Below are 14,910 nucleotides of genomic sequence, written 5' to 3'. Positions count from 1 at the left end.
AAGGTGGTGGTCCTTCCCCTTCGGTGGGGAGTTACCATCCCCTCCGCGGATCGGGGCCAGGCGGTGTCCGATCCGTCGCGAATGAAGACCCCGGCAGGCGCGACGTGGCGGATGTTCAGGCCTGACGCGAGCGCCGGACCCCCACGGCGTCGGCGTACTGGCGCTGCCTCACGTACTCCTGGGCGACGTCCAGGTGTTGTTGGTCCAGTTGTTCGGCAGGCGCGGAGGAGGTCACCTCCGGGCGCCGACTCACGACCGGTGGCCACGGCGGTCGACCGCGCCAGGCGCGGTGCGCTCTCGGCTGCACCTGGGCGGGCGTCGTGGACTCGCCGTCATCACCCACGCCGAGGTCACCTGCCTCGCCACGCCCACGTCACCGGCGCAGGCTCACCGAACCTGCTCAGCCCCCGGCCTCCCGAACCGAAGCGCGACAGTTGCCACAAAGGCAGGCTTGCCGTCACCGTGGCCGAGTTGGTAAACGTCACAACCAACTGAGGACCGACGCCGTTCAAGGCGGCAGCGGCCTGTCAGTGGCCGGTGGCAAGATCGCCGGCATGGTGTTCGTACGTACTACTCCGCCGCGGCCAATCGACGTCACCGCCGTCTTTCCCGAGTTGACTCCGTTGGCGCGTGCGGCGATTCGGCTGCATCCACGTGCCGGGTCGCCCTCGGTCCGGGACAGCTCCGTCGGCGGCCCGCTGTTGTGGCCGGCCGAGGAGCCCTGGCCGCACTGCGAAGCCGTGCATCCCGGCACCGGACGAAGCAAGTCGCCGGCGGACATACGCCTCGACAGGCGCCGGCGAGCCCGACTCCACCGTGATCCCCAAGGTCCTCACTCCACGCCGGAGGAGACGGCGATCCAGCACCGCAACGACGCCAGGTTCATGGAGCGACTCGAAGCCGGCCCGCCCTGGCCCGCGGAGAGTCCGGTCCCCATGCTGCCCGTCGCCCAGCTATACGTGCGCGATGTCCCTCTCCTGCGGGCGCCCGGCAAGGCCGACGTGCTCCAAGTGCTCTGGTGTCCCTACGACCACGCACCGTATGCCAAGCCCGCGACTGCGCTGTTCTGGCGATCCGCGGCCGATGTCGATGACGTCCTGGCTCTACCGCCGGACCCTTACGAGGCGGACTGGGACGGCTACGTGCCGGAGCCCTGTCGACTGGCACCGGAAGCGATCACCGAGTATCCCCACAGCCTCGATCTCAGCCCCGAGATGCGGCTGATGGTGGAGGACTGGAGCAGATGGCAGGCCGCCGGCGCCGGCGTGGACAGTTCGTACGCGAGCTGTCCGGCGGAGTTCTACGACGGCAATCTGGCAAACGCTCCCGGCTGGAAGGTCGGCGGCTGGCCCCCATGGGGCCGCACCGACCCCGATCCCCGATACTGCAGCGTCTGCGCGGTACAGATGGTCCCGCTGCTGACCATTGCCTCCCTCGAATGGGACTACGGCAAGCGCGGCTGGGCGCCGTACGAGGACCAAGCTGCCGCCTGTGCCGAAAGCCATCACGCCGGCCAGGACCCTGCGCAGCCGACCAAGGTGGAAGTCGGCAGCGCCGACAACATGCAGCTCTACGCCTGCCCGACCTCCCCCGAGCATCCGCACACCGACCTGATCCAATGAGCTGTCACTGACCGACGCGCAGCCGGTGACGGAAGCCCGAGTGAGAGTCGCGTGCTGGGCGGCCGGCACGTGAGCCGCCGCCCTTCACGCCAACACTGTTGAACATGTTCAAGGATGCTGCCACGCTCTCCATCGACCGATCTTGGCGCTCACCGGACCGTGAGGCACGGTTGACCAGCCCATGGAGACCCCGCAAACCCGTTGGCAGCACGACGAACTGGCCCTATGTCATCGCGGCAATCCCCACCGTCGCGGCCCTTGCCTTCTTCGCTCTTCTCGCCTACGGCAGGATCTCCTCACGCGCCCTGGATCCGCGTTCCGTGGACTGCACGGAAACCGAGTCGTTCTTCGGCGGTTCGATTCCCCCCGGGGCAACCGAGGTCGTCTGCACCAACACACGCGGGTTCATGGACAAGGCATACGTCGCCGATTTCCGCATGCCGCGCGAGCGCCTCGCGGACCGGCTGACCGCGGCGTTCCCCCGGCTGACCGTCTCCCAGTCATGCAAGGCGGACCTCTGCCTCGGCAACCGGCCGGAGGAGCGGTGGAACGGCGAACTGTCGTCCCACATGGAGGTCACGGTGACCTACCAGCGGGACGACACGGCCCTGGTCCACATCGCCGCCTACAACGTGTGACGCGCCGGCGGTGGAGCCGCCAGAGGCGGAGTCCACCGCGCATCAGCATGTCCGCACGCTCCCGGTGGCCGACAACAAGCCGCGCTTCTCAACCCAGAAGAGGGCGACGGGCTACGTCATCAGTTCGATGTGGGGATGCTCGGGTGCCGCCGGGCAGACGTACAGCTGCTGCCTGTAGCCGCGTTCCAGCCGTACATCCGCTGGGGACAGGGCCGGGTTCACCCCGTCCACGACATGCGGGCCCTCGCAGTGGGGCCACGGCTCGTCGGCGAGCCACAGGAGTGGCCCGCCGACCGAGCTGTCCCACCACGTCGGTGCCCCCGGGTCGGGGATGCAATCGGGTCGCCGTGCGTGCCAGCGGGGCCAGTTGAGGAAAAACCGCGGCAACATCGAGTGGCCGTGGCGGGGTGACAGGAGTGCCATTCATAGCCACGATCTTGTCAACTGCCTCTGCCCAGGCTCCCGCAGCCTCCCCGGCACACTCTCCAACCGGCTCCATGGCTGCCTTGTCCTGCACTTCTCAACCCAAGCACTCACTTGTCCCCGCCGTGTGTCCTACCGCCTGATGGGAGGGATTTGCCCTGTGGGGCCGCTGCGGGGTCCCTGGCCGGACAGCGTCAGGGTCACGGCATCGGGAGGGGCGCGGGTGGGCGTGGGGGGTGCGGGATCATCGGTGGCGGATTGGTCCCACGCGATTCTTTCGCGCCTGCACGCTCGCCATGGATCGAGCGAAGCAGTCCGTGTGGCTGGCCATACGACCGGCTGGTCGAGGTCAGGCGGACGTACGACCCCGGGAACCTGTTCCACCTCAACCAGAACGTCGCGCCGTGACGGCGGCCGGGTCCGTGGCCGCCGCGCAGCCACGGACCCGGACCCGGACCCGGCGGCTCAGGAGAAGCCGACGACGGAGTGCGGCCGGTACGGGCTCTCCAGCTCCTTCAGCTCCTCCTCGGTGAGGCGCACGTCCAGCGCGGCGACGGCGTCCTCCAGATGTGCCTCCTTGCCGACGCCGACGATCGGCGCCGTGACCCCGGGCCTGCCCAGCAGCCACGCCAGGGCGATCTGCGCCCGCGACAGACCGCGCCGGGCCGCGATGGCCGCGACGGCCTCGACGATCACGCGGTCCTCCTCGAGGTAGAGGGTGCCGCCGAACTCGTCGGTGGCCTGACGGGCACTGCCGGCGTCCCAGTCACGGGTCAGCCGCCCCCGGGCGAGCGGGCTCCACGGGGTGACGCCGACGCCCTGGTCCGCGCAGAGCGGCAGCATCTCGCGCTCCTCCTCGCGGTGGAGGAGGTTGTAGTGGTTCTGCATGCTGACGAACTTCGTCCAGCCGTGGCGCTCCGCCGTGTACTGGGCCTTGGAGAACTGCCAGGCGTACATGGAGGACGCCCCGATGTACCGCGCCTTGCCCGACTTCACCACGTCGTGCAGGGCCTCCATCGTCTCCTCGACCGGGGTGTGCGGGTCCCAGCGGTGCACGATGTACAGGTCCACGTAGTCCGTCCCGAGGCGGCGCAGGCTCGCGTCGATCTCGGTGAGCACGGCCTTGCGGGACAGGCCCGCCCCGTTCGGTCCGGGCCGCATGCGGCCGTGCACCTTCGTGGCCAGCACGATCTCCTCGCGGGGCGCGTACTCGGCCAGGGCCCGGCCGACGATCTCCTCGCTGGTGCCGTCGGAGTAGACGTTGGCGGTGTCGAAGAACGTGACGCCGGCCTCGACGGCGCCGCGGATGAGGGGGCGGGCGGCGTCCTCGTCCAGGGTCCACGGATGGTTGCCACGGTCTGGTGCGCCGTAGCTCATGCAGCCCAGGCAGATCCGGGAGACGTCAAGACCGGTGCTGCCGAGTTTCGTGTACTCCACGTCCATGCCTCCGCGTGCTGATGTGGTGGCCTCGATTGCCGAACGGCACTCCCGAGTATGCAAGCCAGTGGATCTTCGCGTCGACGGCGCCGGTCGGACACACGGCGGGATCCATCCGCATTGTACGTAATCAGGCCGAACGACCTCCGTATACCACTGCGGGACTTCCGTCCCGTGAGCGACGTGGGCGATGTCACATGCCCCGATTTGCGCGGTTCATCATGGCTTTGACCTGCGGCTTTTCGGAATCATGTACTCCGCTTCCGACGACTGCGCAGGTCAGGCCCTTGCGCAGGCGGGAATGCTCGCGCAGAGTCCCTGACGTAACCGGCCCCGGCCGCGCAGCGCGGCAGCCGGCATTCCGGGCGGGGGCTAGCTGAAAGGGTCCTCGTCTCACATGCGCAACCAGGCCAAGCACCGCCGCGGACGTTCCCTGCGGCTCAAGCTGTCCGCCGCGGCTGTCGCCTCCGCCGCGGCCTTCGGCGGAACCGCATGGGCACTCCAGCAGTCCGGCTCGGACGCCTCCGGGGCGGACCGCTCGTCCGGCTCCTCCAAGGTCCACGTCACCTCGATCGTGCCGAGCGCGTCCGAGCAGCCGGAGCGTGGCCTGGTCGAGGCCGACCGCGGACACCGCGACGCGGCCCCGGAGGCGAAGGAGAAGAAGAGCACCAGCCCGACGGCCTCGAACCGGTCGACTCCAGCCAAGGCCGAGACAAAGGCCAAGGCCAAGGAGAAGCCGAACCCGGCGAAGCCGGCCCCCACCAAGCCGGTCCACCCGAAGCCCCCCGCGAGCATGCCGACCCCGAAGCCGACGCCGAAGCCGACCCACACCGGCGCCCCGGCGCCCTCCACCCCGCCGTCGACGCCCACGCCCACACCCACGCCCACACCCACGCCGACCCCGACCCCGACGCACACACCAGAACCCACACCGCCGGCGACCGCCCCTACTCCGACCGCGGCCCCCACGACCGGCGCCCCGTACACGCCGGCGTCCCCGGCCGCCGAGGCGGCCAAGCCCCCGCGGACCGCCCCGGAGCGCGCGGACGCCGAGGTGCTGCCCCCCTTCGCGGCCGTCCCGCACCCCCCTCACGGCCCCGGCCCCTGGCTCCCGTTCCCGGCGGCCGCCCCCGGTCACGCCGTCGGCGCCCCGGGCGGCACCGGCCCGCTCGGCTGAGCCTCCCCCGGAGCCCGCCTCGGGCGCCGTACCGTGGGCGTCCTACGGAGGCGAGGGCATCGGGGCATGGGTCACAGGAAGCGGCAGGAGCGCCTGCCGCGGGGCGTGTACGAGCGGGAACTGCTGCGGCTGCAGATCGAGTTGGTGAAGCTTCAGGAGTGGGTCCGGGCCGGCGGGCGCAGACTCGTCGTCATCTTCGAGGGACGCGACGCGGCCGGCAAGGGCAGCACGATCAAGCGGGTGACGGAGCACCTCAACCCGCGCATCGCGCGCATCGCGGCGCTCCCCGCGCCGACCGAACGCGAGCGCACCCAGTGGTACTTCCAGCGCTACATCGATCATCTGCCGGCCGGCGGGGAGATCGTGCTGTTCGACCGGAGCTGGTACAACCGCGCCGGCGTGGAGCACGTGATGGGCTTTTGCACCCCCGAGGAGCACGTGCGCTTCCTGCACCAGTGCCCGATCTTCGAGCGGCTGCTGATCGAGGACGGCATCATCCTGCGCAAGTACTGGTTCTCCGTCAGCGACGCCGTCCAGGAGCAGCGTTTCCGGGCCCGCCTGGAGGACCCGACCCGCCGCTGGAAACTGTCGGGGATGGACCTGGAGTCCATCACCCGCTGGGAGGCGTACTCGCGCGCCAAGGACGACATGTTCGTGCACACCGACATCCCCGAGGCCCCCTGGTACGTCGTCGGCAGTGACGACAAGCGCGCTGCCCGCATCAACATGATCGCCCACCTCTTGTCGAGCATCCCCTACGAGGAGGTCCCGCTCCCGGCGATCGAACTCCCGCCCCGCCCCGCGTCGACCGGCTACCAGCGCCCACCCCGCGACCTCCAGACCTACGTCCCCGACCACGCGGCGACCCTGCACCAGGGACTGCCCCCGGCTGCTCCGGGCCGCCGCCCGAACGCCGGCAAGCGATCTTGAATCTCCCCGCGTTCCATCTCCCCGCGTTCCCGCGAACGCATCGACGCCGCCGGGCGCTGCGCCATCCCGGAACGCGACAGGACCGCCCCGCGCGAGTGGGGCCTGCCGCGGCACCCCCTCCTCACCCCGGGCCCTCAGGCCGGCCCTGCGACCGGATGTACGCGTGCGTCGATCGTGTGGTCGAGGCGGTCCGGGGCCCGGAGGCCGGGCGGGGCGGAGTGCTGTCCCTCGATCTGGCTCGAGTTGATCCGCGAGAACTCCGTGTGAGCGCGTTCGGGAGATCCGTCGGAAAACCGTGCCCGGCGTGCCCGGGAAAGGGGTCGCGGTGGGGCCCGGTGGGGGTGGGGGTGGGCTCGGGGGCGGGGTGCGGACGGGGCGGGCGGGGGGTGGCGCGGGAGCGGGGGAGACGGGCGTACATGTGAGTTGGGGCAACGCTGCTGAGCTGGGCTTTCGGGGCTGCGGGCCCTAGCGTCTCATCGGGAAAGGGGATCTGGTGACTCCACCCACGCGTAAACGCGCGGGCTTCCTGCGTCGGTGGCTAAGCCGCCGCGCAGAGGGCCAGCCCGGCCCGGTTGAGGACGTTCGCCGCGCCGACGTGGTCCGCGTTCGCCGCGAACCCGCACGCCGTGCATGCGAACGTCGCTTGGGTGGCGCGGTTCTCCTTCGCGACATGCCCGCACTCGGGGCACGTGCGGGAGGTGTTGCGCGCGTCCACCGCAACCACCAGGCGACCGGCACTCTCAGCCTTGTTCGCCAGGATTCCGAGGAACTGCGCCCAACCCGCATCGAGGATACTGCGGTTGAGCCCGGCCTTCGCGGCAGCACCGTTCGGCAGGAAGCTGCCGGGCTGCTCAGGGTCGGCCTTGGGTGCGGGGCTCTTGGTCATACCCGCCGTGTTGAGCCGCTCGTGCGCAATCACGTCGTGGCCGGCGATCAGCGTACGGGCGGTCTTGTGGTGGAAGTCGGCGCGCTGCCGCCGGATCTTGCCGTGCAGCTTGGCGACCTTCCGGGCGGCGGCGCGGTGGCGCTTGACGCGCTGCCGGGACCGCTTGGGGAACGTCGCCAGGTGCCGCTGCGCTTCGGCCAGTTCGCCGGCCATCGCCTGGAGGAAACGCGGGTTGGTGACGTGTTCGCCGTCCGAGGTGGTCAGGAAGTGGGCGACACCCATGTCGATACCGACGACCGCCCCGGTCGGCGGCAGTTCCTCGACGGGCACGTCGTCGCAGGACAAGACGACGTACCAACGGTTGCCCTCCCGCTTCACCGAGATGGTCTTGACCCGGCCGCGCACGGGCCGGTGCTGGTGCACACGGACATGCCCGACGCCTTGCAGGCGGACGCGGGTCTGCGAGCCGTGGGGGGTGGAGTCCCAGCGGCAGCCGTCGCCGTCCTTGGGGAAGGTGACGGTGTCGAAGTGCCCGACGCCCTTGAAACGCGGGTAGCCCGGCGTCTGCCCGGCCTTGACGCGGCGGAAGAACGCCTGGAACGCCTTGTCCAGGCGGCGCAGGGTGGCTTGCTGGGAGGAGAACGACCAGCGGCCCTGCCGCTCAGGGTCGAACGCGCGGATCTCCTTGAGCTGGGCGGACTGGTCACCGTACCGGACACTGGTCCTCGAGGTGTGCCGGTAGGCGTCCCGGCGCTCTTGCAGCGCACCGTTGTAAAGGGAGCAGTGGTCCCGCAGCATCTCACCGAGCGCTGCCCTCTGACGGGCCGTGGGGCGCAGGAGGAACGTGTACGCGCGGATCACGAGCCGTCCCCCTTCTTCCCAGGGCGCTCCCACTGGGTGTTGATGTACTTCTCGACCGTGGCCGCCGACACGGCGCCGACCGAGGCCGCGAAGTACGACGACGACCACAGTGTGGGCATCCGCGACTTCAGGTGCGCGAACTCCTCGCGCAGCACGCCAGAGGTGAAGCCCTTGAACTGGTTCGCCACGTACGAGGCCGACGACTTCGGGTCGTGCTTGACGAACAGGTGCACCTGGTCGGGCATCACCTCAAGGGCGATGATCTCCCACCCGCGTTCGTCCGCCTTCTGCCGGATCAGTTCCTCCAGTCGTTCCGCGACCCGGCCGCCGAGGACCGGACGGCGGTACTTCGGGCACCACACGACGTGGAGCCCGAGGTCGTACACGCCGCCGGAGAATCGGCGAACCTTCCTGGCCACGGTCACACGATCACTATACACGCGCCGCAGGTCTAGTGCAGCAGAAAGGTGGACTCAGGTGAACAGTGCCGATCCGTACACCCAGTTGAGGCCAGAGCAGGGCCCAGAAGCCATTCCCCACCCCGCTAAAACGGGGCGTCCCCTGGCTAGGTCCTGATGGACCGTGGTATCCGCGACGTCGACGACGTGCTGAAGCTCCTGGACGACCTGTTCGCTGCCGGAGCCGACCGCTGGACGGAAGGAGCGGCCGACTGGTGGGACGCGTTCTACGCGGACCGGTCCCGGCCGGTGCCGTTCTTCGTGGACAAGCCCGACGAGAACCTTGTGGAGTGGCTCGACCGGGGCCTGATCGCGCCGGGTGGCCGGGTCCTCGACCTCGGGTGCGGTCCGGGGCGCAACGCGCGGTACCTGGCCGCACGGGGGGGGTTCACCGTGGACGCGGTCGACCTGTCCCCCACCGCGATCGCCTGGGCGCAGGAGCGGGCCCGCGGGACGGGGGCGGGCATCCGCTTCCATCGCGGTGACGCCTTCACCCTGGCCGCGACCACGCTGCGCGGCCCGTACGACCTGGTCCACGACTCGGGCTGCTTCCACCATCTGCCGCCGCACCGGCGGATCAGCTACCTCGCGCTGCTGGACGAGGTCCTGGCGCCCGGCGGGCATCTGGTGCTGACGTGCTTCGCGGCCGGTGCGATGGGGTCCGAGCTCTCCGACGCGGAGTTCTACCGCGAGTCCCGGCTGCACGGCGGCCTGGCCTACACCCCGGAGGCGCTGCGCTGGATCTTCTCCGGTCTGACGGAGGTCGAGTTGCGCCGCATGCGCGACGAGCCCGTGGAATCGGCGTGCTTCGGCGAGGACTTCCTCTGGGCGGCGTTGTTCCGGGCGCCGCGCGGGTGACCCTCCCGGGTGATGGCGTGCGGGGGCGGAAGCGGGCACTCTGTGCGCATACCGGAGGGGAGGATTCACATGGATGGTGCCCGGCTCTGCGCCGCACGCCCGGCGCGGGCGCTCGCCGCCGCGCTGTTGTCCCTGGTGCTGCTGTCCGCCTGCGGCGGGTCCGGCCGGGAGGCCTCCGGTGCGCCGTCCCGGACCGGCGCACCGGTCGCCACGCCGGACGGCAGGTCGCCGGACCCGGCCGCCTCCGCGTCGGCGTCCGTGTCGGCGTCCGCGCCTGTGTCGGCGTCTGCCGCGGCGACGCCCCGCCGGGTCCGCGCGGCCGTCTACTTCCTGCACGAGGGGAAGCTGTCGGCGGCGCCGCGCACGGTCACCGGCCCGGCGACCGTCGCCGCGGCGCTGCGGGCCCTGCTCGCGGGCCCGAACGGCTTCGAGCGCGGTCAGGGCCGGGCCACCGCGGTCCCGTCGGGGACGGTGCTGCGGTCGCTGGCCGTACGTGACCGCGTCGCCACCGTCGACGTCTCGGGGCGCTACGACGACGCCTCCGCCACGTTCGTGGAAACACGGCTCGCCCAGGTGGTGTTCACCGCGACGGGGTTCCCCGGCGTGGACAAGGTGCGCTTGCTCGTGGACGGCCGGCCGCCGGCCGCACTCGGCACGGCGGCCACGGGCCGTCCCCTCGGCCGCGCCGACTTCGAGGATCTGTCCCCCGCTGTCCTCGTGGAATCGCCGCTTCTCGGCGACACCGTCACCGCCCCGCTGCGCGTGCGCGGCACGGCGAACACCTTCGAGGCGGAGTTCCGGCTGCGGATCTCCGACAGCACCGGCCGCACGATCGCCGACGTACGGGTGGCGGCCACCTCGGGCAGCGGCACCCGGGGCACGTTCGACGTGACCGTGCCCTACCGCGCGGCCGACGGGCCGGGCACCCTCACCGCGTACGTCCTGTCCGCCGAGGACGGCCGCCGGGTCGTCCTCGACACGGTGCCGCTCACGCTCGCGGGGTGAGCGGGCCCGGCGGGGCCGTGCGCCCGCCGCCGCACCGGCAGGGACCGGAAGCAGGGGGCTCGTCCCGGGTCCGGGCCGCGATGAGCGCCGTCCGGCAGCCGATGACGGTGGGCGACGTGATGGCGTGCGGAGTCGTCACGGTCACCCGCCGCGCGTCGTGGGCGTCGTCTCGGAGGCCGGCCTGCTGCGCAAGGAGGAGCGCCGCGAGGGCGAGCCGCCCCCGGTGGGCGCCGCGCTCACCGACGAGCGGTTGATGACCGCGCCCTCGGTCACGGTGCGCGGTGCCGCGTCGCTCGCCCGGCCGGCCGGCCCGTGCCATGGCGCGTCCCAGGTCAAGCGGCTGCCGGTGGTCGGCGCCCGGGGCATGCTCAAGGGCATGGTCAGCCAGGACGAGTCGCCGAAGGGCTTCCTGCGGTCCGACGAGGACATCGCCCGCGACGTCCGGGAGCATGTGGCCGCCCGGCTCTTCCCCGGCGCGTGGCGTTCGTGGCCGTCCGTGGCGGTCGAGGTCGACGAGGGGGCGTCACCCTGAGCGGGCTGCTCGGGGACCGCTCCCTGGTGCGGTCCGTCGAGCGCGTCGTCGACGCGCGCTTCGATTCGACGCCGAACCGCGCGTGGAGGGCGGCCCGGGCGCCGGATGCGAGGGCCGCCGGCCGCGCCCACTCTGGAGAGGGGGAACACGCCTCAGTCCGAAGGAGCGGAACGCCATGAAGGCATGGGTCTTCCAGGGTCCGGGACGGGCCGCCTGGCAGGAGGTGGCCGATCCGGTCCTCCAGGACACGAGGGACGCCATCGTCCGCGTCGACACTGTCGCGATCTGCGGCACCGATCTGCACATCCTCAAGGGCGACGTGCCGGACGTCGCCCCCGGTACGGTGCTCGGTCACGAGGCGGTGGGCGAGGTCGTCGAGACCGGAGCGGACGTGGACACCGTCCAGCCCGGCGACCGGGTGCTGGTCAGTTGCGTCTCCGGCTGCGGACGCTGCCGGTTCTGCCGTGAGCAGGTCTACGGCCAGTGCCTGGACGGCGGCGGCTGGGTGCTCGGGCACCTGATCGACGGTACGCAGGCGGAGTACGTGCGCGTGCCGTACGCCGACACCTCGCTGCACGCGCTGCCGCACAACGTGACCGGGCACGACGCCGTCCTGCTCTCCGACATCTTCCCCACCGCCTACGAGGTCGGCGTCCTCAACGGCGGCGTCCGGCCCGGGGACACGGTCGCCGTGGTCGGCTGCGGCCCGATCGGCCTGGCCGCCATCGCGACGGCCCAGCTGTGCTCCCCGCACACCGTGATCGCCGTCGACGTGGCGGCGGCCCGCCTGCAGGCGGCGAAGAACCTGGGCGCGGACGCCGTGGTCGCGGCGGCCGAGCAGCCCGAGCAGCTGGTCGACGACCTCACGGGCGGGCTCGGCGCGGACGTGGTGATCGAGGCCGTGGGGCTTCCGGAGACCTTCGAGATGTCCACGCGGATGGTCCGGCCCGGCGGCCGGGTGGCGAACGCGGGGGTGCACGGCGGGCCCGTCACGCTCCACCTGGAGCAGCTGTGGAACCGCAACGTCACCATCACCACGGGCCTGGTCGACACCTACTCCACGCCCACCCTGCTGCGCCTGCTGGAAGCCCGGAAACTGCCCATCGGCGCGTTCGTCACGCACACCTTCGAGCTGCACGAAATGGCGGAGGCCTACGACGTCTTCGCGGCGGCGGCCGACACCGGCGCGCTCAAAGTCGTCCTGGGCGGACCGCACCATGACGCCCTGGTGCCCACGTTCTGACCGAACCGGTCGGCATAAAGGACGCCTACGGGACAAAACGGCGACTCTTGACGGAATCTTAACGGCGTGAAGCGGCGGTACGGAGAGTCGGGCGCTGACCGATGCGTACGCTGACCAGGCCATCTCGTGGTGGCGGGAACCAGTGGCAGTTACGTCAGGAGCACCGATGACCTCCCCCGTCCCTACGAGTCGCCTGCGCGCGTGGATGCTCGAGGGCCTCTCCGACATGGCCCGGCACCAGCAGGGCGGACAGGCGGTCCCGGAGCGGCACGACCACGGCCAGCGCTGGTGGCGCGTGATGTGCCTGACGGGTGTCGACTATTTCTCCACCCTCGGCTACCAGCCCGGCATCGCGGCGCTGGCGGCCGGTCTGCTGTCGCCGGTGGCCACGATCGTGCTGGTGATCGTCACGCTGGCCGGCGCACTGCCCGTGTACCGCCGGGTGGCTGAGGAGAGCCCCCGCGGCGAGGGCTCGATCGCCATGCTGGAGCGGCTCCTGTCGTTCTGGAAGGGCAAGCTCTTCGTCCTGACGCTGCTGGGCTTCGCGGCGACGGACTTCCTCATCACGATCACGCTGTCGGCGGCCGACGCCTCGACCCACCTGGTGGAGAACCCGCACCTGACGAACGCGCTGCAGGGGAAGCAGATGGTCATCACGCTGCTGCTGGTCGCACTGCTCGGCGCGGTATTCATGAAGGGCTTCCTGGAGGCGATCGGTGTCGCGGTCGCCCTCGTGGGCATCTACCTGGCGCTCAACGCGGTCGTCGTGGTCGTCGGTCTGTGGCACGTGGCCACGGCCGGGCACGTGGTCACCGACTGGTCGAGCGCCCTGGCCACGCAGCACGGCAACGTCCTGGTGATGGTCGGGGTGGCGCTGCTGGTCTTCCCGAAGCTCGCGCTGGGCCTGTCCGGATTCGAGACCGGTGTGGCGGTGATGCCGCACGTCAAGGGCGACCCCTCCGACACCGAGGAGCGTCCCGCCGGGCGGATCCGGGACACGAAGAAACTGCTGACCACGGCCGCCGTGATCATGAGCTGCTTCCTGATCACGACCAGCTTCATCACCACGCTGCTGATCCCGGCCAACGAGTTCGAGGCCGGCGGCAAGGCCAACGGCCGCGCGCTGGCCTACCTCGCGCACGAGTACCTGGGCAATGCCTTCGGCACCGTCTACGACGTGTCGACGATCTGCATCCTGTGGTTCGCCGGCGCCTCGGCGATGGCCGGGCTCCTCAACCTCATGCCGCGCTACCTGCCGCGCTACGGCATGGCGCCGCACTGGGCGCGCGCGGTGCGGCCGATGGTGCTGGTCTTCACCCTCGTCGCGTTCCTGGTCACGTGGATCTTCGACGCCAACGTCGACGCCCAGGGCGGCGCGTACGCGACCGGCGTCCTGGTGCTGATCTCCTCCGCGGCGATCGCCGTGACCATCGCCGCCCGCAAGGCGGGGCAGCGCAACTGGACGATCGTCTTCGGGGTGATCTCGGCGGTCTTCCTCTACACCACGGTCGTCAACGTCTTCGAGCGCCCGGACGGCGTGAAGATCGGTGCCTGCTTCATCGTCGGCATCATGCTGATCTCCCTGCTGTCGCGGCTCGCCCGCGCCTTCGAACTGCGCATCACCGGCATCAGCATGGACGCCATGGCCGAGCGCTTCGTACGTGACATCTCCCACCGCACGATCCGCTTCATCGCCAACGAGCCCGACCGGCGGGACGTCGCGGAGTACCGCGACAAGATCAAGCAGATCCGGTCCGACAACGACCTGCCGGCCGAGGAGGACTTCGTCTTCGTCGAGGTCACCGTCTCCGACCCGTCCGAGTTCGAGGCGGGCCTGGTGGTCCGCGGCGAGGTCCTCCACGACCGCTACCGCGTCCTGACCCTGGAGAGCTCCTCCATCCCGAACGCGCTGGCGGCGTTCCTCCTGCACGTCCGCGACAGCACCGGGCAGCGGCCGCACATCTACTTCGAGTGGACCGAGGGCACCCCGTTCGCCAACTTCCTGCGCTTCTTCCTCTTCGGGCAGGGCGAGGTCGCCCCGGTCACCCGGGAGGTGCTGCGCGAGGCGGAGCCCGACCGCGGCCGCAGGCCGCGCGTCCACGTCGGCTGAGCCCCCCCGGCACGTCAGGGAGGCGCAAAAGTCCGGACCGGCCCTCGTCAAGGGTCGTCAGAGCCGCGCCCTGCGGGCCCGGCCGTGCCTACGGTCGGCCCCACGGAACGGCGAACGGCTCCCCGGCCCGGACAGCAGGGCACGGTCGGTGACCGCCACTGGCGTGCGGATCTGCGGCGCGCGCTGGGTAGCGCGCTCGCTTTCCTGTGCCTGGCGGTGCCGCTGGACGCGGTCGCGGGCACGCTCACCCCGCGGCGCGCGGCACTGTGGCTGGTCCTGGCCGTGATCGTGCTCGCGCTGCTCCACCCGGCCCGGGTGACCGCGGGCGACGGATGGCTGGCGGTGTGCGGCCCGCTGCGGGAGCGGCGGGTGCGGACCGACGCGCTGACCGTCGTCCGCCAATCCCCCGGTGTGTCGCGGCATCTGGTCCCGTGGGACGCGCACGGCCGGTGGCTGGAGCTCGACCCCCGCGTCCTGGAGGCGAATCCGCTGCTGTGGCACCGCCTGGAGGCGGGCGCGCGGTGCTTCCCCACCGCCGGCAACCTCCGCGAGGGGGCCGAGGTGCTGGGGCGGCTGGTGAGCGGATCGATGGCATCACGGCCCCACCCGGGATGCCGGGCTTCCGTGCCGGGACCGGGCGCGGGCCCGCCGGGTACGTGGTTGTGAAGGCGGCCGCCCGCAGCGAGGACCTGCTGGTCGTCGGCACGGGGTCGCGCGGCCTGCCCCGTGC

The 14,910-nt window shown here is 71.3% G+C and carries 15 protein-coding genes and 1 pseudogene; 11 read left to right on the top strand and 5 right to left on the bottom strand.

The window, feature by feature from the left end; all coding sequences use genetic code 11:
* Nucleotides 1–115: 115 nt before the first annotated feature.
* On the bottom strand, nucleotides 116–253 hold the full coding sequence (locus ACRWNP_RS29635; protein ID WP_431966723.1) for a hypothetical protein: 138 nt from the start codon (nucleotides 251–253) through the stop codon (nucleotides 116–118).
* A 301-nt stretch (nucleotides 254–554) separates the two neighbouring features.
* Here ACRWNP_RS29635 and ACRWNP_RS29630 point away from each other — a divergent pair, with 301 nt between their 5' ends.
* Nucleotides 555–1,622, top strand: coding sequence for a hypothetical protein (locus ACRWNP_RS29630; protein ID WP_431966778.1), 1,068 nt, complete (start codon nucleotides 555–557; stop codon nucleotides 1,620–1,622).
* 104 nt (nucleotides 1,623–1,726) lie between these two features.
* On the top strand, nucleotides 1,727–2,260 hold the full coding sequence (locus tag ACRWNP_RS29625) for a hypothetical protein (RefSeq protein ID WP_431966721.1): 534 nt from the start codon (nucleotides 1,727–1,729) through the stop codon (nucleotides 2,258–2,260).
* Between the two features lie 234 nt (nucleotides 2,261–2,494).
* Here the strand turns inward: ACRWNP_RS29625 and ACRWNP_RS29620 are convergent.
* Nucleotides 2,495–2,687 (bottom strand): annotated as a pseudogene (locus ACRWNP_RS29620) (hypothetical protein); the annotation flags it as partial.
* 110 nt (nucleotides 2,688–2,797) lie between these two features.
* On the opposite strand from ACRWNP_RS29620, the gene ACRWNP_RS29615 reads away from it, so the two are divergent.
* Complete coding sequence (locus ACRWNP_RS29615) at nucleotides 2,798–3,091, top strand: BBE domain-containing protein (protein WP_431966719.1); 294 nt, start codon at nucleotides 2,798–2,800, stop codon at nucleotides 3,089–3,091.
* A 57-nt stretch (nucleotides 3,092–3,148) separates the two neighbouring features.
* Here ACRWNP_RS29615 and ACRWNP_RS29610 read toward each other — a convergent pair whose 3' ends face one another.
* Nucleotides 3,149–4,120 carry an aldo/keto reductase gene (locus ACRWNP_RS29610; RefSeq protein WP_431966717.1) on the bottom strand — a complete coding sequence of 324 codons (972 nt, stop codon included), beginning with the start codon at nucleotides 4,118–4,120 and terminating at the stop codon, nucleotides 3,149–3,151.
* Nucleotides 4,121–4,517: 397 nt separating this feature from the next.
* Between ACRWNP_RS29610 and ACRWNP_RS29605 the strand changes: the two genes are divergently transcribed.
* Entirely contained in the window at nucleotides 4,518–5,297 is a 780-nt protein-coding gene (locus tag ACRWNP_RS29605; protein ID WP_431966715.1) for a hypothetical protein, read from the top strand.
* Nucleotides 5,298–5,363: 66 nt separating this feature from the next.
* Nucleotides 5,364–6,227: a polyphosphate kinase 2 gene (ppk2, locus tag ACRWNP_RS29600; RefSeq protein WP_431966713.1), complete on the top strand. Its 864-nt coding sequence runs from the start codon at nucleotides 5,364–5,366 to the stop codon at nucleotides 6,225–6,227.
* Nucleotides 6,228–6,765: 538 nt separating this feature from the next.
* Here ppk2 and ACRWNP_RS29595 read toward each other — a convergent pair.
* Both ACRWNP_RS29595 and tnpA read right to left on the bottom strand, forming a co-directional pair.
* Nucleotides 6,766–7,974 carry an RNA-guided endonuclease InsQ/TnpB family protein gene (locus ACRWNP_RS29595; protein WP_431966711.1) on the bottom strand — a complete coding sequence of 403 codons (1,209 nt, stop codon included), beginning with the start codon at nucleotides 7,972–7,974 and terminating at the stop codon, nucleotides 6,766–6,768.
* On the bottom strand, nucleotides 7,971–8,393 hold the full coding sequence (tnpA, locus tag ACRWNP_RS29590) for an IS200/IS605 family transposase (protein ID WP_431966776.1): 423 nt from the start codon (nucleotides 8,391–8,393) through the stop codon (nucleotides 7,971–7,973). The genes ACRWNP_RS29595 and tnpA overlap by 4 nt, the downstream gene beginning before the upstream one ends.
* 156 nt (nucleotides 8,394–8,549) lie before the next feature.
* On the opposite strand from tnpA, the gene ACRWNP_RS29585 reads away from it, so the two are divergent.
* From ACRWNP_RS29585 to ACRWNP_RS29560, 6 genes are all read left to right on the top strand, one after another.
* Complete coding sequence (locus ACRWNP_RS29585) at nucleotides 8,550–9,290, top strand: class I SAM-dependent methyltransferase (RefSeq protein ID WP_431966709.1); 741 nt, start codon at nucleotides 8,550–8,552, stop codon at nucleotides 9,288–9,290.
* 69 nt (nucleotides 9,291–9,359) lie between these two features.
* Nucleotides 9,360–10,295, top strand: coding sequence for a Gmad2 immunoglobulin-like domain-containing protein (locus ACRWNP_RS29580; protein ID WP_431966707.1), 936 nt, complete (start codon nucleotides 9,360–9,362; stop codon nucleotides 10,293–10,295).
* A 124-nt stretch (nucleotides 10,296–10,419) separates the two neighbouring features.
* Nucleotides 10,420–10,827, top strand: a complete 408-nt coding sequence (locus ACRWNP_RS29575) for a hypothetical protein (protein WP_431966705.1) — start codon at nucleotides 10,420–10,422, stop codon at nucleotides 10,825–10,827.
* Between the two features lie 175 nt (nucleotides 10,828–11,002).
* Complete coding sequence (locus ACRWNP_RS29570) at nucleotides 11,003–12,070, top strand: zinc-binding dehydrogenase (RefSeq protein WP_431966703.1); 1,068 nt, start codon at nucleotides 11,003–11,005, stop codon at nucleotides 12,068–12,070.
* Nucleotides 12,071–12,236: 166 nt separating this feature from the next.
* Nucleotides 12,237–14,180, top strand: coding sequence for an amino acid transporter (locus ACRWNP_RS29565; protein WP_431966701.1), 1,944 nt, complete (start codon nucleotides 12,237–12,239; stop codon nucleotides 14,178–14,180).
* Nucleotides 14,181–14,264: 84 nt separating this feature from the next.
* Complete coding sequence (locus ACRWNP_RS29560) at nucleotides 14,265–14,846, top strand: hypothetical protein (protein WP_431966699.1); 582 nt, start codon at nucleotides 14,265–14,267, stop codon at nucleotides 14,844–14,846.
* Nucleotides 14,847–14,910: the final 64 nt, after the last annotated feature.

Origin of the sequence: Actinacidiphila sp. bgisy160 (assembly GCF_965342435.1) — a bacterium.
GTDB lineage: Bacteria > Actinomycetota > Actinomycetes > Streptomycetales > Streptomycetaceae > Actinacidiphila.
Note: the sequence above shows the minus strand (reverse complement) of the source record. Positions and strands in the feature narration are given on the sequence as shown.

Excerpts from the sequence above, each read along its gene's own strand:
- ACRWNP_RS29630 (WP_431966778.1), top strand. The coding sequence starts at position 555 with ATGGTGTTCGTACGTACTACTCCGCCGCGGCCAATCGACGTCACCGCC.
- ACRWNP_RS29625 (WP_431966721.1), top strand. The coding sequence starts at position 1,727 with ATGTTCAAGGATGCTGCCACGCTCTCCATCGACCGATCTTGGCGCTCA.
- ACRWNP_RS29605 (WP_431966715.1), top strand. The coding sequence starts at position 4,518 with ATGCGCAACCAGGCCAAGCACCGCCGCGGACGTTCCCTGCGGCTCAAG.
- ppk2 (WP_431966713.1), top strand. The coding sequence starts at position 5,364 with ATGGGTCACAGGAAGCGGCAGGAGCGCCTGCCGCGGGGCGTGTACGAG.
- ACRWNP_RS29585 (WP_431966709.1), top strand. The coding sequence starts at position 8,550 with ATGGACCGTGGTATCCGCGACGTCGACGACGTGCTGAAGCTCCTGGAC.
- ACRWNP_RS29580 (WP_431966707.1), top strand. The coding sequence starts at position 9,360 with ATGGATGGTGCCCGGCTCTGCGCCGCACGCCCGGCGCGGGCGCTCGCC.
- ACRWNP_RS29570 (WP_431966703.1), top strand. The coding sequence starts at position 11,003 with ATGAAGGCATGGGTCTTCCAGGGTCCGGGACGGGCCGCCTGGCAGGAG.
- ACRWNP_RS29565 (WP_431966701.1), top strand. The coding sequence starts at position 12,237 with ATGACCTCCCCCGTCCCTACGAGTCGCCTGCGCGCGTGGATGCTCGAG.